We start from the raw sequence: 21,076 nt of genomic DNA, 5'->3' as shown, positions 1-21,076 counted from the left end.
ATCGCTCCGCCCCTTCGTTGGTCCTTGAGAGACCGGTTCCGCTTCCGGCTTACTTGCCGAAGTCGCGGAACTGTTCGTTGCCGACGAAGCCGAACTTCGTGACGTCCGCAGCCTTGATGATCTGCAGCACGCCGGCCGACAGTTCATAGCTGGCCTGCGCTTCCGGCTGGTACTGCAGCTCGGGTTCGGTCGGGTAGGTGAGCGACTGCTTGAGCAGGTTCGCCAGACCCGGACCGTCCACTTGCGTGCCGTTCCAGAGGATCTTGTCGTCCGCGGTGAGCACGACCTTGTTACGGATCGGGTCAACCGGCGGGGGTGTATCCGTCGGAGGGGTTGCAACCGGAAGATCGATGTCGATCGAGTGGGTCGCAACCGGGATGGTAATGATGAACATGATGAGGAGAACGAGCATGACGTCGATCAACGGCGTCGTGTTCATTTCCATCATCGGCTCGCCATTTTCCTTGCCGCCTGACATTGCCATGGAAAGTTACTCCTGTTCCTGCCGACGTCAGGTCGGGTCGACCGGGTTGGTGATGAAACCAACCGTCGGGTAGCCCGAGATCTGGACGTTGTAGATCGCACCGGCAACGCAGCGCCACGGGGCGTTGACGTCACCGCGGATGTGGACCTGCGGCACGAGATCGGGGTTGGCCTGAAGGGCCTCCGGACCGCCTTCGCGCTTCACGATGTTATCGAGACGCTTGAAAGCCTGGTCGCGCAGTTCCTGCGAGGTCACCGGCGTGATGTTGTTGAAGTAGACGCGGCATTCGCCATTGCGCGAAGCGCCAGCGTAACCGGGTTCACCCGCAGCCTTGCCGGCATCGTCCGTGGTCGAGACGGTGAGGAGAAGGTTTTCCACCTTGTCCTTCGATTCGACCGCTTCGATGACCGGGATCTTCAGCTTTTCGATCGTCTGGATCGCAACCGGAACCGCGATCAGGAAGATGATCAGAAGCACCAGCATGACGTCGACGAGCGGCGTCGTGTTGATGTCGGACATCGGTGTCTCGGCACCGCCTCCGCCCGAGGATATCGCCATAGTCTTATCCTAATCCTTGCGTTGCCCTGGGCAGGCGGCGGACGCGCATGCTACGCACCGCCGCCTGGTTCCCTGGACGCGCCCTTGGCCGCAGAGCGACCGGCGCGTCCGAACTGCTTACGGCTTGGCCGGAGCAGCAGCCGGCTTGGCCGGAGCGGCAGCGGGCTTGGCGGGGGCAGCGGCGACGATCGGCTTGACGGCACCCTTCGAGTTGATGTTCGCAAGAACGTCGGCCGAGAAACCGGTCAGGTTTTCAGCGATGCGCTTGTTGCGGCTCTGGAGGTAGTTGTAGGCCAGAACGGCGGGAACGGCGACGATCAGGCCGAGCGCGGTCATGATCAGCGATTCACCGACGGGACCGGCAACCTTGTCGATCGAGGCCGAACCGGCGATGCCGATGGCGATCAGGGCGCGGTAGATGCCGACGACGGTACCGAACAGACCGATGAACGGTGCGGTCGCGCCGACGGTGGCGAGGAACGGCAGGCCCGAAGCGAGACGAGCGTTGATCGAGGCTTCCGAGCGGGCAAGCGAAGCGTGCATCCAGTCGTGGGCTTCGAGCGAGTCGGTCATCTTGGCGTGCTGGTCTTCGGCGGCGATGCCGTCGTCGACGAGCTGGCGCCAGGCGCTGTTCTTCTCGAGCTTGGCGGCGCCTTCACGCAGGGTCGGGGCCTTCCAGAACGTCGTGCGGACGACGTTGTACTGGCGCATGATCTTCGACTGTTCGAACCACTTGGTGAACAGGATGTAGAACGAACCGAACGACATCACGCCCATGATGATCACGGTCGCGTACGAGATGAAGCCACCGGCTTCGAGCGCTTCCATGAAGCCGAACTTGTTCTGCGGCGCAGCTTCGCCCGCGGCGGCAAGGATATCAACGATAAGCATGCGATTTACCTCTCAAGAAGAATGCAGGGACTGTGTCGGGCCAGGGTGTGTGCGGCCCGTAGCAGTCTTGAAGTTAGTTGAGCTTGTAGACGATCGCCGTCGACGTGCTGCCCGCGATCGGATTGCCGGCATCGTCAAGCGCGGGGTTGTAGCGCGCATAACGGGTCATGCCGTCGCAAGCCGCCGCATCGAGATCGGGGCTACCGCTCGAAGACGTGACGGAGCAGCTGGTCACCTTGCCGTCCGGTCCGATTCCAACGCGTACGCCGACGCGGCCTTCACGCTCTTCACGAGCGGCCTTGGTCGGGTAGTTGCTCTGAATACGGGCGGCCCAACCCGCCTGACCCTTCGGCGAAACGCCGCGAGCCTTGGACGGTCCGGGAGGCGCTGCCGGCGGTGCCGGCGGTGCCGGGGGGGCTGCGGTCGTTATCACCACCGGCGGAGCCGGCGGAGGTGTGATAACCGTCTGCACCGGCGGCGGTGCCGGGGCGATGTTGATCGGCGGCGGCGGCGCGACGATCGGAGGCGGCGGGGTGTTTTCCTGCGGCTCCGGCGGCGGCGGCGGCGGCTCTTCCTCCTTCGGTTTCTCTTCCTTGATGTCGACTGTGGTCACCTTCTTGATGACCTGTTGCGCAGCCTGGTAGGCCAGGCCCGTGACGAGCGCATAGCCTACAAAGACGTGGATCAGCGCAACAATGACAAGCGCGGTAATCTTGTTACCGCTCATTTGCTGGTCAGCGTAAGCCATTCAAACGCATCACTCCATTACCAAGCCCCGAACCGGACCGAAGGCCGGACAAGTCCAAGGGCGTCCATGGCCCTCCCCGGAAGCGAGGCCCATGACGAAACTCCAAATTACCCACCCTGACGGCTGACAGTCAGCCCATCCGTAAATTTTCGACGGGAGGCGAACCGTGGGGCTTTTTTGTTTTTTGGCCCCAATTTGCGAGTTTCCTTAACCCGACAGTTGCATGTGTGCAACGCCTTATCGGCAGGTCAACCGTTAACGGTCAATTCACCGCGGATAAGTTCCAATCGCAAAAGGGGGATTTTGTGGCCGGCCCCCAAGCCGCTATAGGCTGGTCTTTTTCCACGGAGAGTGTCCCCGATGTCATCCAAGCTGCACCGACTTGTCGCGAATCTGGCGGGAGTTGCGCTGGCCGTGCAGGCATTTCCGGCGCTCGCTCAAGGGAGCATTCCTGATAGCGCTACCGGACTTGGCGCCGGAATCGATTCGGGGCCGACCTTTGCCGATATAGCCGACCTTTCCGAATCGGCCGGTCTCGTGGTCAAGGCCCAGATTCGCAAGATGGTGCGGGTGGAGGACGCGCGTGCGCCCGGTCTCGCCCAGGGCATGGCCCGGTTCTATATCACCGCGCAGACCCAGGCGCTGATTGCCGGGAAGGCGCCGATCGGCGAATCGTTCGTCTATCTGGTGGACCTGCCGCTGGACGGCAAGGGCAAGGCCCCCAAGCTCAAGAAGCAGGATGTGCTGCTGTTCGCCCGCGCCGTTCCAGGTCGTCCGGGAGAGCTTCAGCTGGTTACGCCGACCGCTCAGCAACTTTGGAGCGATCAGGCCGAAGGGCGCGTGCGCGGCATCCTCAGGTCGCTGCTTTCCGGCAACGCCCCGGTCAAGATTACCGGCGTGCGCGAACTGATGTTCGTGCCGGGCAATCTTGCCGGACAGGGGGAGACGCAGATCTTCCTCAATACCAAGGACGGTTCCGCCGCCTCGATCACCGTGCACCATGAACCGGGCGCGGCACCGGCCTGGGGCGTGTCGTTCTCCGAACTCGTCGCGGACATCGGCAATCCGCCGCGTCCTGAAACGGTGGAGTGGTATCGTCTGGCGTGCTTCCTGCCGAACACCCCGCCGCAAGGCACCAATGTCGCCGAAGGGGTTGCGGAACGCCGTCAGGCCGCCGCCGATTACCGCATGGTTCTGGGTGAGCTTGGCGAATGCCGCCGCACGCTGGGGCAGGGTGCCAGGACCGTCGGTTGAGGCTTCGCCGAAGTTTCGGGCAGAACGGCGCGAAGGTACTGGAATTTCACCGTGGGCTCCCCTAGGGCCCGAACCCGAAAGGGTAGTCCATGGTTGAACCGCTGAATATTGCGCTGGCCGGTCTCGGCACTGTCGGAACGGGCGTCGTCCGTCTTATTGAGACCAATGCCGAACTCATTGCCCGCCGCGCGCGTCGGCCGATCCGCATTGCCGCGGTCAGCGCGCGCGACCGCACCAAGGATCGCGGTGTCGACCTCTCGCGCTACGACTGGGAGGACGATCCCGCCGCCTTGGCCGCCCGCAGCGATGTGGATGTGGTGGTCGAGATGGTCGGCGGATCGGACGGTCCGGCGCTCGCTCTGGCGCGGGGCGCCATCGGGCAGGGCAAGGGCCTGGTTACCGCTAACAAGGCGATGATCGCGCACCACGGCCTGGAACTCGCGTCGGCGGCCGAGAAGGCGGGCGTGGCGCTCAAGTTCGAGGCTGCCGTCGCGGGAGGCATCCCGGTCATCAAGGGCCTCAGCGAAGGCGCTGCCGCCAATGCCATCGAGCGGGTCTACGGCATCCTCAACGGCACCTGCAATTACATCCTCTCGACCATGGAAGACACCGGGCGGGACTTCGGCGACGTGCTCGCCGAGGCGCAGCGTCTTGGCTATGCCGAGGCCGACCCGACCTTCGACGTCGAGGGCATCGATGCCGGGCACAAGCTCTCGATTCTGGCGGCGATCGCCTTCGGTTCGCGGCTCCGTTTCGATGCGGTGGAGACCACCGGCATCTCGCGGGTGAAGGCCGCCGACATCGAGCAGGCCCGGTCGCTCGGTTATGTCATCCGCCTGCTCGGCATGAGCGAGATCGACCGTGCGGACGGCACCGCCCGCCTGTTCCAGCGCGTCCATCCGCACCTCGTGCCGTTCGACCACCCGCTTGCCCATGTCGACGGTGCGACCAACGCCGTCGTCGCGGAGGGCAACTTCATGGGCCGCCTGCTGTTCCAGGGCGCAGGCGCGGGTGACGGGCCGACCGCCAGCGCGGTCGTGGCCGACATCATCGACATTGCGCGCGGAGAGAAGGGCGCAGCGTTCTCGATGCCGGCGCAGGAACTGGAAGCGATGGAGCCGGCGGCGACCGGCCATCGCCGCGGCCGTAGTTATATCCGCTTCACTGTGCCGGACCGTCCGGGCGTGCTGGCCGACATCACCGCCGCCATGCGCGATGCGGGCGTGTCGATCGCCAGCATGATCCAGAGGGGCGAGGACGCGAAGACCGGCGAAGTGATCCTGGCCATCGTCACCCACGAAGGGCCGGAATCGGCCGTGACCGAAGCGCTGCGGATCCTCGACGGGTCGGACAGCCTTGCGGCCCAGCCGCTGGTGATGCAGATCATCGAGGGGTGAGGGAAGAACGGGCGCGGAGACGCGCCCGTTTCTCCTCAGTGCGCGCGCATTTCGCCCTTGGCGATCTTGTCGGCATCGGAGCCGGCGGGCGCTTCCGGAATGGATTTCAGATCGATCAGGTAGGGCTTGTCCACTTTGCCGAAGGTGGCGGTCGCCTTGCCCTTGAAGATGCCGTTGCCGGCCACGTCGGGCGGCGTCAGTCGGCCGTCGTTCAGGGCCTGATCCGACAGAGGATCTTCCTGCGACGTTGACTGGACGCGGTACTTGTCTTCGTCCGGGGCGCAGACGACGATTTCGCCCGGCCGTGCCTCGCGGGTTTCACGCAGGCACTTCTGGCGTGCGGGCTCTGCGGTGACCCGGCCGGTTCCCATCATGCGCTGGGCGATGGCCCGGTCCTCTTCGGAAACTGAGCCGCTTGCGGCGCTTGCAGTCGCGGGTCGGGAGGTTCCCGAAGAAGTTTGTGCAATCGCCGGAATGGGCGCAAATAATGCGATTGCGAACAGTATGCGCCGTCTTCTCGACAATTGAAAATCCTCTGTCTAAGCCGCTCCCAGAACCTTTCCTCCTCGGATTAATCCGGAGTGAACATGCCTGAAAACAAGACGCCTGCAAGTAAAGTTCTCGACCGCGTGCTGGTCCTCGAAATGGTCCGGGTTACCGAGGCGGCGGCCATCGCCGCCTCGCGCTTGGTGGGGCGCGGCGACGAGAAGGCGGCAGACCATGCCGCAGTGGAAGCAATGCGCAAGGCCTTTGATACACTTTACATGGACGGCACCGTCGTCATCGGCGAAGGCGAGCGGGACGAGGCGCCGATGCTGTTCATCGGCGAGAAGGTCGGCGGTGCGCCGGGCAGCGGCCCGAAGATCGATATCGCGCTCGATCCGCTGGAAGGCACGACGATCACCGCCAAGGCCGGACCCAACGCGCTTGCCGTGCTGGCCGCCGCCGAGGAGGGGGGGCTGCTCCACGCGCCCGACGTCTACATGGAGAAGCTGGCCGTGGGGCCGGGCTATCCCGAGGGCGTGATCGACCTGAACAAGACCGCGACCGAGAACGTCTCCGCCGTGGCGGCAGCCAAAGGCGTCCGGCCGGACGAGATCATCGTCTGCGTGCTCGACCGTCCGCGTCATGCCGACCTGATCGAGGAACTGCGCGAGATCGGCTGCGGCATCCACCTGATTCCCGACGGCGACGTGGCGGGTGTGATCGCCGTGACCGACGAAGACACCACGATCGACATCTACATGGGCTCGGGCGGGGCGCCGGAAGGTGTGCTGGCGGCAGCGGCGCTGCGCTGCGTCGGCGGTCAGATCCAGGGCCGCCTGCTGTTCCGCAACGAGGACGAGCGCAGCCGCGCCCGCAAGTGGGGCATCAAGGACCTCGACAAGATCTACACCTTGAAGGACCTCGCCAAGGGCGACTGCATCTTCGCGGCCACCGGCGTGACCGACGGTTCGCTGCTCTCGGGCGTGAAGTGGCTCAAGGGCGGCAAGATGACCACCGAGAGCGTCGTCATGCGCGCCAGCTCCGGAACGGTGCGCTGGATCAAGGGTGAGCACCGGGGGCGGTAAGATGCTGTGTGAGCGCGCGTTTCGTTTCGGGACTCGCGTTTGCATTCAGATGTTTGGTCGATCGAAAGGCCGGTTCCGGGTCCGCCGGGGCCGGCCTTTTCGCAGGGAGGGGCCGGTGACGGGCGACGCTTTCTGTTGCAATCCGATGACTCATGGCTAGAGGCGTCCGCGTCCAGCCACCCATCATCACCAAGCCGTCTCGGGGATTCGCAATGAAGATCATGTCCGGCAACAGCAACCTTCCGCTCGCACGCGCGATTGCGGGATATCTTGAGCTGCCGCTCACCGACGCGGCCGTGCGCCGTTTCGCCGACGAGGAGATCTTCGTCGAAATCCACGAGAACGTCCGCGGCGAGGACGTCTTCATCGTTCAGCCCACCAGCTACCCCGTCAACGACAACCTGATGGAACTGCTGATCGGCATCGACGCGCTACGCCGTGCTTCGGCCAAGCGCATCACCGCCGTGATCCCCTACTTCGGCTACGCCCGCCAGGACCGCAAGCCCGGCCCGCGCACGCCGATCTCGGCCAAGCTCGTTGCCAACCTGCTGACCGAAGCCGGTGCCGACCGCGTCCTTTCGGTCGACCTGCACGCAGGCCAGATCCAGGGTTTCTTCGATATCCCGACCGACAACCTCTTTGCCGCGCCGGTTATGGCGGCGGATATCCAGGCTCGCTACGGCGACCAGTCGCTGATGGTGGTCTCGCCCGACGTCGGCGGCGTGGTGCGCGCCCGCGCGCTGGCCAAGCGCCTCGACAACGCCCCGCTCTCGATCGTCGACAAGCGCCGCGACAAGCCCGGCCAGTCGGAAGTCATGAACATCATCGGCGATGTGAAGGGCCGCGCCTGCATCCTGATCGACGACATCATCGATTCGGGCGGCACGCTCTGCAACGCCGCACAGGCGCTGATGGATGAGGGCGCCACCAGCGTCACCGCCTACATCACCCACGGCGTGCTTTCGGGCGCGGCGGTTTCGCGCGTGACGAACTCGGCGCTGAAGGAACTGGTCATCACCGATTCGATCCAGGCGACCGAAGCGGCCCAGCAGTCGGACAAGATCCGTATCCTGACGATCGCACCGCTGATCGGCGAGGCGATCCGCCGCATCGCCGACGAAAGCTCGGTTTCGAGCCTGTTCGACTGATGACCGGTTGGCCCGGATTCGTGTCTTGGGCCATGAATGAAATAGTCGATGAAACAAAAGCGCGTCCTCGCAGGAGGGCGCGCTTTTGTTTCATGTGGAACTTTTTTGCGCCTCACTCCCAGGGGCGGGGCTGGCCTGGTTCGAGGCGGTGCAGGGCCTCCAGCCTGCGGGCCTGCCGCGATTCGAGCGTCAGGGTGAGGAGCGGCTGCGGCTTCAGCACGAACTGGCGCGGCGACATGCCGAACAGTTCGGTGAACTCGTGGATGAGGTGGCTTTCGTCGTAGTAGCGCAGCGCCAGCACGTCCGCCTCTTCCGCATCGGCCACGCCGCGCAGGTAACTGGCCATGTCGAGCGCGCGGGCGCGGCGCAGGACCTGCTTGGGGGCCATGCCGAAATCCCTGTTGACCACGCGTTCCAGTTTGCGCCGCTCCACCCCGCATTCCGCCGCGGCCTCGGCCACCGAAAGCGCGGGGGCGCGGTAGCAGATGTCCTCGAACCGGGCGGTGACGGGATCGGGCGCGGCGCAGTCGAGATCCTCCACGCGCTGGCGGAGCAGGGCCTCCAACGCACAGAGCCAGTCTTCGGGCGCGGCATCGGGCGCGAACATCGCCAGCATCCGGTCCGACGGGAGGGCGACGACATCGGTCGGCACGATCCGGTCGATATAGTCGCCCACGCGCGGTCCTTTCAGCGCCGTGCAGGCCCCGGGTCGGAGCGCGAAGCCCAGGCTGATGAAGCTGCCGGTGACGCGCACCGGCATGCGGCGCGATTGCGGGCCGAAGAACAGGGCCGCATTGCCGGCTTCCTGCGGCCCCGTCGCCGTCTCTGCGTTCCACAGCCCGGCGAGCTGGATCCGCAGGCAGGCGGTGTCGTTGAACAGGCCGCATTCCAGCACGTAGTCGACCGGCGCCAGGACCTTGGTGACGTAGAGCCGCGAAATCCACGGCGCCAGGTCGGCGGCGGGCGCGCGGTTGTAGCTGAGGGGTTGCCCATCCCTCGTCAGGCCCTGCGTGAGTCCCTGTGCCGGTGCGATCATCCTGTCGATCGCCGGGCGTATCCTGTGGTGCATGACCCGTTGCCCCTGAAGATGCCCCGCCATCGGGATAAGTCTCGCCGCGTCCGGCTGCAACAGGGGAAAAATCCATATGGGTTTCGTCCGTGGCTTTCGAAGACCGATTTCGGCCGCATCGGCCTTGACCATGCAGCGCCCCGCCGGGCAGAGCAGGGGCATGAGACTGGACACAGACATCGCCCTCGCCCTTCGCCTCGCCGATGCTGCGGGAGAGGCGATCCGCCCGCACTTCCGCTCCGGCGTCGGCGTGGAGCGTAAGGGCGATGCCTCGCCGGTGACGGTGGCTGACCGCGCGGCGGAGGAAGCCATTCGCCGCATCCTTAAGGCCGAAGTCCCGCGCGACGGGATCATCGGCGAGGAATTCGGCAGCGAGGAAGGCAGCTCGAACCGCACCTGGGTGCTCGATCCGATCGACGGCACTGTCTCGTTCATTGCCGGGCGTCCGATCTTCGGCACCCTGATCGCCCTGCTGGTCGACGGCTGGCCTGTGCTGGGGATCATCGACCAGCCGATCCTGGGCGAGCGCTGGCTGGGTGCGAGCGGCTTCGCCACGACCTTCAACGGCAAGGAAGTGCGTACGCGCGCCTGCCGCGAACTGTCGGACGCCATGCTGGCGACGACCGGCCCCCACTATTTCGACGACCACCAGGGCGAGCACTTCATGGCTCTGGCCGCAAAGACCGATCACAAGCGCATGGTCATGGGCGGCGACTGCTACAACTACGGATTGCTGGCCAGCGGCCACCTCGACGTGGTTTGCGAGGCGGGCCTCAAGCTGCACGACTGGGCGGCGCTGGTTCCCATCGTCGAGGGCGCCGGGGGCACGATGTGCGACTGGAACGGCGAGCCGCTCCATGCCCAGTCGGACGGCCATATCCTCGCGCTCGGCGATCCGGCGCGGCTGGAAGACGTGGTGGAAGCGCTGGACTGCCACCACTGATCGTTCGCGGATGGGTTTACGAGGCGCACACGGATGTTCTGCGCCTCGCAATCATCAGAACTTGTAGCCCAGGGTCAGCTGGAGCACCGGGTAGACCTTGTAGTCGTCGATATCGTCGTTGACGCTCTGGCGCTCGGCTTCGAGGTCGGCGGCCAAGGCGGCGCAGGGGCCGATGCTCGTATCGGCGCACAGGCCGGTAACCGTGAGCGGCTTCACCTTGACGCGGCCCTGAAAAAGGGCGCCGGCTTCGATGCCGAACGTCAGCCCCCGGGCCATGCCGCCGCCGTAGCCGAGCGTCAGCGCGGGCGCGACTTTGTTGATGTCGGTTGCCGCGTGGAGCGTGCCGATGTCGGCGGCGCTGTAGGTCGTGCCCCCGATCGTGTAGCTGGAGCCATCATTGGGACGGCCGGTGCCGCGGGCCTTGTTGCCGTTGACGCGCAGCCCGCCCGAAATCCGGAAGCCGCCGCCGAAGGGATAGACGTCGATCATCGCGCCGCCCGAACGCAGCTTCAGGTCCGCGTCGTACTTGATATCGTCCGAATGGATGTCGTGGCTGAACGAGAAGAATGTGGCATTGGCGCGAATGCCGATGTTTTCGGACAGGCGGTAGCCGAACTCGGGGCCGATGCCGAGCGTTCCGGCGGTGACCCCGGCGCTGATGCGGGCCTCGTTGTCCTTCGCAAGGGCGGGAGCCGAGCCCAGCGCCGCGACGGTAGCCAGGGCTGCTCCTAAAGATGCACGCACGTATTCATTCCTTCCGATATTGCGACGAAACTGCCTGTCCCGAAAATTTTTGGCGACCGACCTCATTGTAGAGTTCGCAGCTGTCGTTCGGACCGAACGGGGGCATCGAATGTCGAAAGCGCGAAACGGGGGAGGGGGCGGGAAGGCGTGCTTTACCTTATCTCTTGCCAGCGGGGCGATCCGGCACTAAAGGCGCGCCCTTCAATCGACACGGTTGAGTCTCCGTCAGGAGATTCGCGGGTCGGCCTGGCGAAAAGGGCTGCCATGGCTGACCGGACGTGTCCCTGTGAAAGGAAACGAAATGCCCAAGCTGAAGACCAAGAGCGGTGTGAAGAAGCGCTTCAAGCTCACCGCCACCGGCAAGGTGAAGCACGGCGTCGCCGGCAAGCGTCACCGCCTCATGAGCCACAACGGCAAGTACATCCGCCAGAATCGCGGCACCGAAGTCATCTCTGACGCCGATGCCAAGACGATCAAGAAGTGGGCGCCCTACGGGCTCAACTGAGGAGTACTGACCTATGAGCCGTATCAAGAGGGGCGTAACCACCCGCGCCAAGCACAAGCGTATTCTGGACCAGGCCAAGGGTTACCGCGGCCGTCGCAAGAACACGATCCGCGTTGCCCGTCAGGCCGTCGAAAAGGCCGGCCAGTACGCCTACCGCGACCGCAAGATCAAGAAGCGGACCTTCCGTGCGCTCTGGATCCAGCGTATCAACGCTGCCGTCCGCGCTGAAGGCCTGACCTACTCGCAGTTCATGCACGGCGTTAAGCTCGCCGGCATCGAACTCGATCGCAAGTCGATGGCCGACCTCGCCATGAACGAGGGTGCGGTGTTCGCGGCTGTGATCGCTCAGGCGAAGGCTGCTATCCCGGCCTGAACCGTGTGAGTTCCGGTGCCGAGGCGCCGGACTTCGCGGATCATGCGAGAAAAATTCGGGGCGTGGGTGCCAGTCACCCGCGCCCCGTTTTTTTGCGTTTCGGGGCCGTTCGAAATGTTTGCGCTCCATACCGAGTCTGTCTACCAAAGACGCCGGGGTAAAGACGGGGCATAGCCTCGGTACGAAGATCAGACAGGGAATGACAGCTAGGCGGGTCGTCATACAGTATTGCCCCGTACCTGCGGGGCTGGATCGGTACGTTTCGGTCCTTTTCTACTGCGAAATCGACATGGATGAGGGGGAGCGTCTTCACGACGTGCTCTCTCCGGATTGGGCGACGTTCCGGTTTCATTACGGCGCGGGCGTTGAAGGCGTGATGCGCAGCGGATCGTCCATCAACGGATGCCGGTTCTCGGTTGCTGGTCCGCGTTCGCAGGAAGTCCGCTTTTCCCTTGGTCGGACGCGCCAATGGGGCTTTCGCCTGACGCCGCTCGGCTGGGCGGCCCTGATCGGCGTTCCGGCGGATCGCTATGCCGACGTTCTGGCCGACGGCGACGAGGACGATGCGTTCGCGGCGTTCCGACCGCTCTACGATGTGATCGGGCAGGGCGATTCTCCCGGCGAGCAGCTCGACCTGTTCACCGCCTTCCTGGAAGCGATGCCGCTCCGCCCGGTCGCGCACGAAGCGCTGATCCTGGGAATCTGCGATGCCCTTGCCGATCCCGAAGTGCGCTCCGCCACCGATCTGGCAAGCCATGCCAAGGCCCATTCGCGCACGGTCGAGCGGGTCTGCCGCGCTGCCTTCGGTTTCTCGCCCAAGCTGCTGCTGCGCCGCCAGCGCTTCCTGCGTAGCATCGACCAGTTCACGCTGGAACCGGCACGCAAGTGGATCGGCGCGATCGACGCGGCCTATCACGACCAGGCGCAGTTCGTGCGCGATTTCCGCGCCTTCATGGGCATGACCCCGCGCCAGTATGGCCAGCTCGACAAGCCCCTGACCGGCCCGCTCCTGCGCGAGCGCGCGCGTCACGCCCGGCTCAAGAGGTGATGCTCGTCACCGTTGCGATTTGGCCGCCGTCCCCTTAAGGACCGCGCTTCCAGATATCAGCAACAGTCAGGCAGACACCAGTGGACTACGCAGCAACCGGCCAGGAGGCGCTCTCGCGGATTGCGGAAGCATCCGATCTCGAAACGCTGGAGGCCCTGCGTGTCGAGTTTCTGGGCAAGCAGGGATCGATTTCCGGCCTGCTCAAGACACTGGGCAAGCTCGATCCCGAAGAGCGCAAGGTCGAAGGCCCCAAGATCCATGCCTTGCGTGAAAGCGTGAGCGATGCGCTCGCCGCCCGCAAGGACGTGCTGGAGACGGCGGCGCTCAACGCCCGCCTCGCTGCCGAGACCATCGACCTCTCGCTGCCCGCGCCCGAAGCGCCGCGCGGCACCGTGCACCCGATCTCGCAAGTGATGGACGAGATTGCCGAGATCTTCGCCGACCTCGGCTTCTCGGTCGCCACCGGGCCGGAGATCGAGGACGACTGGCACAACTTCACCGCGCTCAACATGCCGGAAAGCCATCCGGCGCGCGCGATGCACGACACGTTCTACTTCCCGGACCGGGATGCCCAGAACCGCGAGATGCTGCTGCGGACGCACACTTCGCCGGTGCAGATGCGCACGATGCTCAAGGACGGCGCGCCGCTGCGCATCATCGCGCCGGGCCGCGTTTACCGTTCGGACAGCGACGCCACCCACACGCCGATGTTCCACCAGGTCGAAGGCCTGGTGATCGACAAGGACGTCCACCTCGGCCACCTGAAGTGGACGCTGGAGACCTTCCTGAAGGCCTTCTTCGAGCGTGAGGACATCGTCCTGCGCCTGCGCCCTAGCTACTTCCCCTTCACCGAGCCTTCGGTGGAAGCGGATATCGGCTTCACCCTGATCGACGGCAAGCGCGTGATCGGCGGCGACCCGTCGAAGGGCGAGGGCGGCTGGATGGAAGTGCTCGGCTCGGGCATGGTCAACCGCCGCGTCATCGAATTCGCCGGGCTCGATCCCGACGAATGGCAGGGTTTCGCCTTCGGCATCGGCATCGATCGCCTGGCCATGCTGAAGTACGGCATGGACGACCTGCGCGCCTTCTTCGACGGCGATGTGCGCTGGCTCTCCCACTACGGTTTCTCCGCCCTCGACGTGCCGACCCTTTCGGGCGGCGTTGGCACTCCGGCCTGAGCGCGGGAAGGATTTAGACAATGAAGTTCTCGCTTTCCTGGCTCAAGCAGTACCTTGAGACCGACGCCTCGCTTCAGGATATCGCCCTGAAGCTCAACGCCATCGGCCTTGAGGTCGAAGGCATCGAAGACCCCGCCGCCAAGCTGGCCGGCTTCCGCGTCGCCAAGGTGCTGACGGCGGACAAGCATCCGCAGGCGGACAAGCTGCAGGTCCTCACCGTCGATACGGGTGAGGGCGTGCTCCAGGTCGTCTGCGGCGCCCCCAATGCGCGTGCGGGCCTTGTCGGCGTGCTCGGCCTTGCCGGTGCCACGGTGCCCGCCAACGGCATGGTGCTGAAGGTCGCCGCCGTGCGCGGCGTCGAATCGAACGGCATGATGTGCTCCACGCGGGAGCTGGAACTGGGCGAAGACCACGACGGCATCATCGAACTGCCCGACGATGCGCCGGTCGGCACGCCTTTCGCGGACTATCACGGCGCCGATCCGGTGATCGAGGTGGCGATCACCCCCAACCGTCCGGACTGCATGGGCGTCTACGGAATCGCGCGCGATCTCGCCGCCGCCGGTCTCGGCACGCTGAAGCCGATCGAGGCGCTGGACATCGCCGGCAGCTTCCCCTGCCCGGTCGAAGTGCGCACCGACGATGCCGAGGGTTGCCCGGCATTCTATGGCCGTGTGATCAAGGGCGTGAAGAACGGCCCCTCGCCGCAGTGGCTGCAGCAGCGCCTGAAGGCGGCTGGCCAGCGTCCGATCTCGGCGCTGGTCGATGCCACCAATTACCTGATGCTGGCCTATGGTCGCCCGGCCCACGCCTATGACCTTGCCAAGCTGAACGGTGCGGTCGTCGCGCGTCGTGCGAAGGACGGCGAAACGGTCGTCGCGCTGAACGAGAAGAGCTACACGCTCGACGCCGAGATGACCGTGATAGCCGACGATTCGGGCGTGCACGACATTGCCGGCATCATGGGCGGCGAGCATTCGGGCTGCGGTGACGAGACCACCGACGTCCTGCTCGAAATCGCCTACTTCGATCCGGAGCGCATCGCCAAGACCGGCCGCAAGCTCAACCTCACCTCGGACGCGCGCAGCCGTTTCGAACGCGGGATCGATCCGAACTTCCTCGACACCGGCCTCGATCACCTGACCCAGCTCATCCAGACGCTGTGCGGCGGTGAGGCCTCGCAGGCGGTGCGCAGCGGTGCGGCTCCGGCCACGCCGAAGATCGTCCACTTCGATCCGGCGCTGACCGAGAAGCTGGGCGGCGTTCGCATCGAGGAAGCCGAACAGCAGCGCATTCTCGAAAGCCTCGGCTTCTCGGTCGTTGCCGAGCAGGCGAACTTCGACAAGTCGTGGGCGGTCACCGTTCCCGGCTGGCGCCCCGACGTCGACGGCGCTCCCGACATCGTCGAGGAAGTCGTCCGCATCCACGGCCTCGACAAGGTGACCAGCGTCGCTCTGCCGCGGGCGGATGGCGTGGCCCGTCCGACCGCCACGCCGACGCAGGCGCTGGAGCGCCGCGTTCGCCGCGCCGCTGCCGCGCGCGGTCTGCACGAGGCGGTCACCTGGTCGTTCCTGCCCTCCGCCGAGGCCGATGCCTTTGCTGACGGCAACGCTCTCTGGTCGCTCGCCAACCCGATCAGCGAGGACATGAAGGTCATGCGGCCTTCGCTGCTGCCGGGCCTGTTGATGGCGGCCAAGCGCAACCTCGATCGCGGTGCCTCGTCGCTGCGCCTGTTCGAACTCGGCCGCCGCTATCTGCGCGGCGAGGGCGGTGCGAGCGACGAGCGTCTCGCACTCGGCTTCGTGCTGGCAGGTGAGAAAGTCTCGCGCGGCTGGGCGACAGGCAAGGCGGTGGCATTCGACGCCTATGACGCCAAGGCCGAAGTCACGGCGCTGCTGGCGGAAGCCGGTGCCCCGGTCGAGAAGCTCCAGGTCATGGGTGAAGCTGGCGGCCAGTTCCACCCCGGCCAGTCGGCCACGCTGCGCCTCGGCCCCAAGAACGTGCTGGCGCGCTTCGGCATGCTGCATCCCACGGTCGCCAAGCAGTTCGACATCGAAGGCCCGGTCGCGATTGCCGAGATCTATCTCGACGCCATCCCCGGCAAGAAGGGCGCCGCCACTTTCGCCCGCACCCGCTATGCCCCCCCGGCGCTTCAGGCGGTGACGCGCGACTTCGCGTTCCTTGTGCCGGTCGAGCAGGCCGCAGGCGATCTCGTCCGCATGGTGGCGGGCGCGGACAAGGCGAATATCGTCTCGGCCCGCCTGTTCGACGACTTCCGCGGCCAGGGCGTGCCCGAAGGCCAGAAGTCGCTCGCACTCGAAGTCACGCTCCAGCCGCTTGAAAAGAGCTACAAGGAGGAAGACCTCAAGGCGATCAGCACCAAGGTGACCGCCGCCGCCGCCAAGCTCGGGGCCGTGCTGCGGACCTGAGCCGCCTGCTTGAGGAAAAAGGGAAGATCGCCGGTGACTGATAGGGAATTCGTGACCATCTCCTCCGGCGATCTGACCGCGCGGATCGCGCCGTTCGGGGCCGAACTCTGGTCGCTGACCGACCGGATCGGCCGCGAATACATGACCGACGCCGATCCCGCGTTCTGGACCGGCCATGCACCGATCCTGTTCCCGATCGTCGGTGCGCTGAACGGCGGTCGCTATCGGCTCGATGGGCACGAATACGAACTGTCCAAGCACGGCTTCGCGCGGCATTCGCTATTCGAGGTCGTCGAAGCCGCGCCCGATCGCGCTGTCTTCCGCCTCCGCGACAGCGCGGAAACCCGCAACGTCTATCCTTTCGCCTTCACGCTGGATCTGGAGTTCCATCTCGACGGCATGAGCCTGCGCACCACGGCGACAGTGACCAATGTCGGTGATGGGGCAATGCCCTTCAGCTTCGGATATCATCCCGCCTTCGCCTGGCCGCTGCCCGGCGGCGCCGCCAAGGCCGATCACACGATCGCCTTCGAGCAGCCCGAGCCCCAGCCGATCCGCCGGATCGATATGCCGACCGGCCTCGTCCAGCCCGAACCCGTCGCCACCCCGGTCGAGGGTCATCTGCTGACGCCCGAGGCCGCGCAGTTCGAAACCGACGCGCTGATCTGGGACCGCCTTTCCAGCCGCTCGCTCACGTTCGGAGCGCCGGGCGGCACGCAGCTTGCCGTTGCCTTCCCGGACACACCGATGCTGGGCATCTGGCAAAAGCCCGGTGCGAATTATCTCTGCATCGAACCCTGGCAGGGCATGGCCGATCCGCTGGGCTATTCCGGCGAGTTTCGCGCCAAGCCCGGCGTGCTTTCGCTCGAACCCGGCGCCAGCCGGAGTTTCCGCATGGACGTCAGCGTCCTCACCGCCGATTGAAGGAGAAACTCCATGAAGACCGCACTCGTAACCGGCGCCACCTCCGGTATCGGCGAGGCCTGTGCCCGCGCCTTCGTGGCGGCGGGCTGGCGCGTGATCGGCACCGGCCGCCGCGCCGAGCGCCTGGAAGCGCTGAAGGCTGAACTGGGAGCCGACAAGTTCCACGCCGCGATTTTCGACGTGCGTGACGAAGCGGCGCGCGATGCCGCGTTCGCCGCGCTTCCGGCCGAGTTCGCGGGGATCGACTGCCTCGTCAACAACGCGGGCCTCGCGCTCGGCACCGAACCGGCCCAGAGCGCCTCGCTCGATAGCTGGAAGACGATGATCGACACCAACGTCACCGCGCTGGTCTCGCTCACCCACAAGCTCCTGCCTGCGCTGATCGATAGCAAGGGCGCGATCGTCAACTTGTCCTCGGTGGCGGCGACCTATCCCTATACCGGCGGCAACGTCTACGGCGGCACCAAGGCCTTCGTGCACCAGTTCTCGCTGGGCCTGCGCTCGGACCTCGCGGGCACCGGCGTGCGCGTGACCTCGATCGAGCCGGGCATGGTGGAGACCGAGTTCACCCTCGTGCGCACCGGCGGCAACCAGCAGGCTTCGGACAATCTCTACGGCGGCGCGAACCCGATGACCGCCGAGGACATCGCCGGGACCGTGCTCTGGGTGGCGACGCTGCCGCCGCATCTCAACATCAACACGCTGGAATTGATGCCGGTGAGCCAGTCCTTCGCCGGCTTCCAAGTCGCGCGTGGAGGCTGAGGGGGCGTTCGAACGAACTCCATCCGTCCGGCACCCGCTTTCGTCATTGCGAGGAGGCGAAGCCGACGCGGCAATCCAGAGCGGCTCTGCGCGACTCTGGATTGCTTCGCTACGCTCGCAATGACGAAGGGGATGTGCGGGACGGGGACAGTCCGCTCCGGCCCACAGGGAGGAAGTAGGCTTTCCGCCCTTTCCATCTTGCCCCGCGCCCACTAATAGCGCGCCGATGAGCAACGTCCCCCACCAGTCCCGGCGCACTTTCGCGATCATCTCGCACCCTGACGCCGGTAAGACCACCCTGACCGAGAAGCTGCTGCTGCAAGGCGGCGCAATCCACCTGGCAGGACAGGTCAAGGCACGCGGCGCCGCGCGGCGCGCGCGGTCGGACTGGATGAAGATCGAGCAGCAGCGCGGGATTTCCGTGACCAGCTCGGTCATGACGTTCGAGCGGGACGGAATCACCTTCAACCTGCTCGATACGCCGGGCCACGAGGACTTCTCGGAAGACACCTACCGCACGCTCACCGCGGTCGATTCGGCGATCATGGTGATCGACGCGGCCAAGGGCATCGAGCCGCAGACCCGCAAGCTCTTCGAGGTCTGCCGCTTGCGCTCGGTGCCGATCATCACCTTCATCAACAAGGTGGACCGCGAGGGCCGCGCCTGCTTCGACCTGATGGACGAAGTGGCCGACATGCTGGCGCTGGACGTCTGCCCGATGTCCTGGCCGGTCGGCATGGGCGGCTTGTTCGAGGGCATTCTCGACATTGCCAGCGGCAAGATCAGCCGTCCGGAAGGGGCGAGCAAGGAATTCCTCGGCAAAGTCGACGAAGGCGCGCCCTTGCCCGATGCCGTGGCCGAGGAACTCGAACTGGCGCAGGCCGGCTATCCCGAATTCGATGTCGAAGCCTATCGCGGCGGCGACCTCACCCCGGTCTACTTCGGCTCGGCGCTCAAGAACTTCGGCGTCACCGAACTGATCGACGCGATCGAGAAGTTCGCCCCGCCGCCGCGTCCGCAGCCTTCGAACGAGGGCACGATCGAGCCGGAGAACAAGGAAGTCACCGGCTTCATCTTCAAGGTCCAGGCGAACATGGACCCGATGCACCGCGACCGCATCGCCTTCATGCGGCTGGTCTCGGGCACCTTCAAGCGCGGCATGAAGCTGACGCCTTCGGGCCTCGGCAAGCCGATCGCGGTGCACTCGCCGATCCTGTTCTTCGCGCAGGACCGCGAAATCGCCGACAATGCCGAGCCGGGCGATATCATCGGCATTCCCAACCACGGCACCTTGCGCGTGGGCGATACCCTGTCCGAGAAGAACCAGGTCCGCTTCACCGGCCTGCCGAACTTCGCCCCGGAAATCCTGCGCCGCGTGGCGCTGAAGGACCCGACCAAGACCAAGCAGCTCCGCAAGGCGCTGGACGATCTTTCCGAAGAGGGCGTGATCCAGGTGTTCTACCCGGAGATCGGCTCGCAATGGGTGGTCGGCGTGGTCGGCCAGCTCCAGCTCGACGTGCTGATCAGCCGCCTCGAAGCCGAATACAAGGTGGAGGCGGTGCTGGAACCGGCGCCCTTCGACACCGCCCGCTGGCTCAAGGGTGACGACAAGGCACTCCGCGACTTCGGCGAGTTCAACAAGATGAACCTCGCGCGCGACCGCGACGGCGACCCGGTGTTCATGGCCCGTTCGGCCTGGGACGTCAGCTACCAGCAGGAACGCAACCCGGACCTGACGTTCAGCGCGACGAAGGAGCGCTAGGCTTCGTCGATTCGGTCTGGAACTTCCGGTCGTTTCAGCGGATTGCTAGGCTATAGCATTCGCCGGAAGTCCATCGTTGCAGATCAAGTTCGCCAGCTACAACATCCACAAGGCCGTAGGTCTCGACCGGCGGCGTGATCCCGAGCGCATCCTTACCGTGCTGCGGGAGATCGACGCCGATGTCGTGGCCTTGCAGGAAGTGGATCGCCGTTTCGGCCGCCGCATGAGTGCGCTGCCGCTCGATGCCATCCACACGACCACCGATTACGTGCCGGTTCCGCTGTCGATGAAGCCGGACAGCCTTGGCTGGCACGGCAATGCCATCCTCGTGCGCAAGGGCATCGAACTGCTCGAAGCGGAAGCGGTGCCGCTGCCGGTGCTGGAGCCGCGCGGCGCGATCCGGGCCGACCTTGCGCTGGACGGCCATCGGTTCCGGGTCGTGGGCATGCACCTCGATCTCTCGGGCCTGCGCCGCAGGTTGCAGGTGCGAAGCGTGCTCGCCCATGTCGATGCCTGCGAGGCTTCCGTGCCGACCGTGATGATGGGCGATCTCAACGAATGGTCGGCCGGGGGCGGCTGTTTCCGGGAGTTTCACGCGCCTTGGCAGGTGCTTGCGCCGGGCCGCAGCTTCCCCTCGCGGCGGCCGCTGGCGCGGCTAGACCGCATCATCGTGTCGCAGCAATGGGCGGTTCTGGGAACAAACGTTCATCATAGCCCGCTCTCGGCGATAGGATCTGACCATTTGCCGGTCTTTGCGTCGCTACAGTTGCCTAAAAAATAGGCAACTGCTCAGGAATCGAGCGACGCTTCATGCTGCACTTGCGTTGGGCGGAGCAAAATTTCGTCTAAAACCTGCCGATTGGTAAATTGGCACACCTCTTGCTTATCCAGTTTCAACCGGCGCGGGGCCGGTCAAGAACAGGGGATAGGCATGAAGTTCATCATAGCCATCATCAAACCCTTCAAGCTCGACGAAGTTCGTGAAGCGTTGGGGGCAATCGGGGTCGCCGGGATGACCGTGACCGAGGTGAAGGGCTTCGGACGCCAGAAGGGTCAGACCGAAATCTACCGTGGGGCCGAGTATTCGACCAACATGCTCCCGAAAGTGAAGATCGAAGTGGCCGCGCCCGACGATCTGGCGCCCAAGATCGTGGAAACGATCCAGCAGGTCGCCAGCACCGAGGCGATCGGCGACGGCAAGATCTTCGTCCTCGACCTGGCTTCGGCCGTGCGCATCCGCACCGGCGAGTCCGGGGACACCGCGCTTTGACCCGCGCTTTCGACAGGA

22 protein-coding genes are annotated in these 21,076 nt (G+C 65.3%); 15 read left to right on the top strand and 7 right to left on the bottom strand.

The genetic code is table 11. The features are described from left to right. Positions 1 to 49: 49 nt before the first annotated feature. The 4 genes from V7066_RS10465 to V7066_RS10450 all read right to left on the bottom strand — a co-directional run bounded on the left by V7066_RS10465 (position 50) and on the right by V7066_RS10450 (position 2,681). On the bottom strand, positions 50 to 484 hold the full coding sequence (locus V7066_RS10465) for an ExbD/TolR family protein (RefSeq protein ID WP_147216472.1): 435 nt from the start codon (positions 482 to 484) through the stop codon (positions 50 to 52). A 27-nt stretch (positions 485 to 511) separates the two neighbouring features. Next, a complete protein-coding gene (locus V7066_RS10460; protein ID WP_334182976.1) occupies positions 512 to 1,042 on the bottom strand; it encodes an ExbD/TolR family protein in 531 nt (176 codons plus the stop codon). A 117-nt stretch (positions 1,043 to 1,159) separates the two neighbouring features. Next, positions 1,160 to 1,933, bottom strand: coding sequence for a MotA/TolQ/ExbB proton channel family protein (locus V7066_RS10455; RefSeq protein ID WP_334182975.1), 774 nt, complete (start codon positions 1,931 to 1,933; stop codon positions 1,160 to 1,162). 73 nt (positions 1,934 to 2,006) lie between these two features. Continuing rightward, positions 2,007 to 2,681: a TonB family protein gene (locus V7066_RS10450; RefSeq protein WP_334182974.1), complete on the bottom strand. Its 675-nt coding sequence runs from the start codon at positions 2,679 to 2,681 to the stop codon at positions 2,007 to 2,009. 360 nt (positions 2,682 to 3,041) lie between these two features. Here V7066_RS10450 and V7066_RS10445 point away from each other — a divergent pair, with 360 nt between their 5' ends. After that, entirely contained in the window at positions 3,042 to 3,935 is an 894-nt protein-coding gene (locus tag V7066_RS10445) for a hypothetical protein (protein ID WP_334182973.1), read from the top strand. A gap of 89 nt (positions 3,936 to 4,024) precedes the next feature. Next, complete coding sequence (locus V7066_RS10440; RefSeq protein WP_334182972.1) at positions 4,025 to 5,332, top strand: homoserine dehydrogenase; 1,308 nt, start codon at positions 4,025 to 4,027, stop codon at positions 5,330 to 5,332. 35 nt (positions 5,333 to 5,367) lie between these two features. Here V7066_RS10440 and V7066_RS10435 read toward each other — a convergent pair whose 3' ends face one another. Further along, complete coding sequence (locus tag V7066_RS10435; RefSeq protein ID WP_334182971.1) at positions 5,368 to 5,706, bottom strand: hypothetical protein; 339 nt, start codon at positions 5,704 to 5,706, stop codon at positions 5,368 to 5,370. Between the two features lie 213 nt (positions 5,707 to 5,919). Between V7066_RS10435 and glpX the strand changes: the two genes are divergently transcribed. Together glpX and V7066_RS10425 are read left to right on the top strand one after the other, a co-directional pair. Beyond that, the gene (gene glpX / locus V7066_RS10430) at positions 5,920 to 6,903 is read left to right on the top strand and encodes a class II fructose-bisphosphatase (protein ID WP_334182970.1); all 984 of its coding nucleotides are present in this window, start codon (positions 5,920 to 5,922) and stop codon (positions 6,901 to 6,903) included. Between the two features lie 212 nt (positions 6,904 to 7,115). Then, complete coding sequence (locus V7066_RS10425) at positions 7,116 to 8,051, top strand: ribose-phosphate pyrophosphokinase (protein ID WP_021232726.1); 936 nt, start codon at positions 7,116 to 7,118, stop codon at positions 8,049 to 8,051. A 112-nt stretch (positions 8,052 to 8,163) separates the two neighbouring features. Here V7066_RS10425 and V7066_RS10420 read toward each other — a convergent pair whose 3' ends face one another. Then, positions 8,164 to 9,120, bottom strand: coding sequence for a helix-turn-helix domain-containing protein (locus V7066_RS10420; RefSeq protein WP_334182969.1), 957 nt, complete (start codon positions 9,118 to 9,120; stop codon positions 8,164 to 8,166). A gap of 160 nt (positions 9,121 to 9,280) precedes the next feature. Here V7066_RS10420 and hisN point away from each other — a divergent pair, with 160 nt between their 5' ends. Further along, positions 9,281 to 10,063: a histidinol-phosphatase gene (gene hisN, locus V7066_RS10415; RefSeq protein WP_334182968.1), complete on the top strand. Its 783-nt coding sequence runs from the start codon at positions 9,281 to 9,283 to the stop codon at positions 10,061 to 10,063. A gap of 54 nt (positions 10,064 to 10,117) precedes the next feature. Here the strand turns inward: hisN and V7066_RS10410 are convergent, their stop codons facing one another. After that, complete coding sequence (locus V7066_RS10410) at positions 10,118 to 10,807, bottom strand: hypothetical protein (RefSeq protein WP_334182967.1); 690 nt, start codon at positions 10,805 to 10,807, stop codon at positions 10,118 to 10,120. A 301-nt stretch (positions 10,808 to 11,108) separates the two neighbouring features. Here V7066_RS10410 and rpmI point away from each other — a divergent pair, with 301 nt between their 5' ends. The 10 genes from rpmI to V7066_RS10360 all read left to right on the top strand — a co-directional run bounded on the left by rpmI (position 11,109) and on the right by V7066_RS10360 (position 21,058). Beyond that, positions 11,109 to 11,312 (top strand): 50S ribosomal protein L35, encoded by a 204-nt coding sequence (gene rpmI / locus V7066_RS10405; protein ID WP_021232722.1) that lies wholly within the window; start codon positions 11,109 to 11,111, stop codon positions 11,310 to 11,312. Positions 11,313 to 11,325: 13 nt separating this feature from the next. Continuing rightward, on the top strand, positions 11,326 to 11,685 hold the full coding sequence (gene rplT, locus V7066_RS10400) for a 50S ribosomal protein L20 (protein ID WP_147216491.1): 360 nt from the start codon (positions 11,326 to 11,328) through the stop codon (positions 11,683 to 11,685). 199 nt (positions 11,686 to 11,884) lie between these two features. Beyond that, positions 11,885 to 12,733: a helix-turn-helix domain-containing protein gene (locus V7066_RS10395; protein WP_334182966.1), complete on the top strand. Its 849-nt coding sequence runs from the start codon at positions 11,885 to 11,887 to the stop codon at positions 12,731 to 12,733. An 80-nt stretch (positions 12,734 to 12,813) separates the two neighbouring features. Continuing rightward, entirely contained in the window at positions 12,814 to 13,911 is a 1,098-nt protein-coding gene (gene pheS, locus V7066_RS10390; RefSeq protein WP_334182965.1) for a phenylalanine--tRNA ligase subunit alpha, read from the top strand. Between the two features lie 20 nt (positions 13,912 to 13,931). Continuing rightward, on the top strand, positions 13,932 to 16,340 hold the full coding sequence (gene pheT, locus V7066_RS10385) for a phenylalanine--tRNA ligase subunit beta (RefSeq protein WP_334182964.1): 2,409 nt from the start codon (positions 13,932 to 13,934) through the stop codon (positions 16,338 to 16,340). A 33-nt stretch (positions 16,341 to 16,373) separates the two neighbouring features. Continuing rightward, a complete protein-coding gene (locus tag V7066_RS10380) occupies positions 16,374 to 17,264 on the top strand; it encodes an aldose 1-epimerase family protein (RefSeq protein ID WP_334182963.1) in 891 nt (296 codons plus the stop codon). Positions 17,265 to 17,276: 12 nt separating this feature from the next. Beyond that, entirely contained in the window at positions 17,277 to 18,026 is a 750-nt protein-coding gene (locus V7066_RS10375) for an SDR family NAD(P)-dependent oxidoreductase (protein WP_334182962.1), read from the top strand. 226 nt (positions 18,027 to 18,252) lie between these two features. After that, the gene (locus tag V7066_RS10370) at positions 18,253 to 19,788 is read left to right on the top strand and encodes a peptide chain release factor 3 (RefSeq protein WP_334182961.1); all 1,536 of its coding nucleotides are present in this window, start codon (positions 18,253 to 18,255) and stop codon (positions 19,786 to 19,788) included. Between the two features lie 76 nt (positions 19,789 to 19,864). Next, on the top strand, positions 19,865 to 20,569 hold the full coding sequence (locus V7066_RS10365) for an endonuclease/exonuclease/phosphatase family protein (RefSeq protein WP_334182960.1): 705 nt from the start codon (positions 19,865 to 19,867) through the stop codon (positions 20,567 to 20,569). Between the two features lie 150 nt (positions 20,570 to 20,719). Next, entirely contained in the window at positions 20,720 to 21,058 is a 339-nt protein-coding gene (locus tag V7066_RS10360) for a P-II family nitrogen regulator (RefSeq protein ID WP_021232713.1), read from the top strand. Positions 21,059 to 21,076 lie beyond the last annotated feature (18 nt).

It is taken from the genome of Novosphingobium sp. (assembly GCF_036820275.1).
Classification (GTDB): domain Bacteria; phylum Pseudomonadota; class Alphaproteobacteria; order Sphingomonadales; family Sphingomonadaceae; genus Novosphingobium.
The sequence above is the reverse complement of the archived record's forward strand: the minus strand, read 5'-3'. Positions and strand labels throughout refer to the sequence as shown.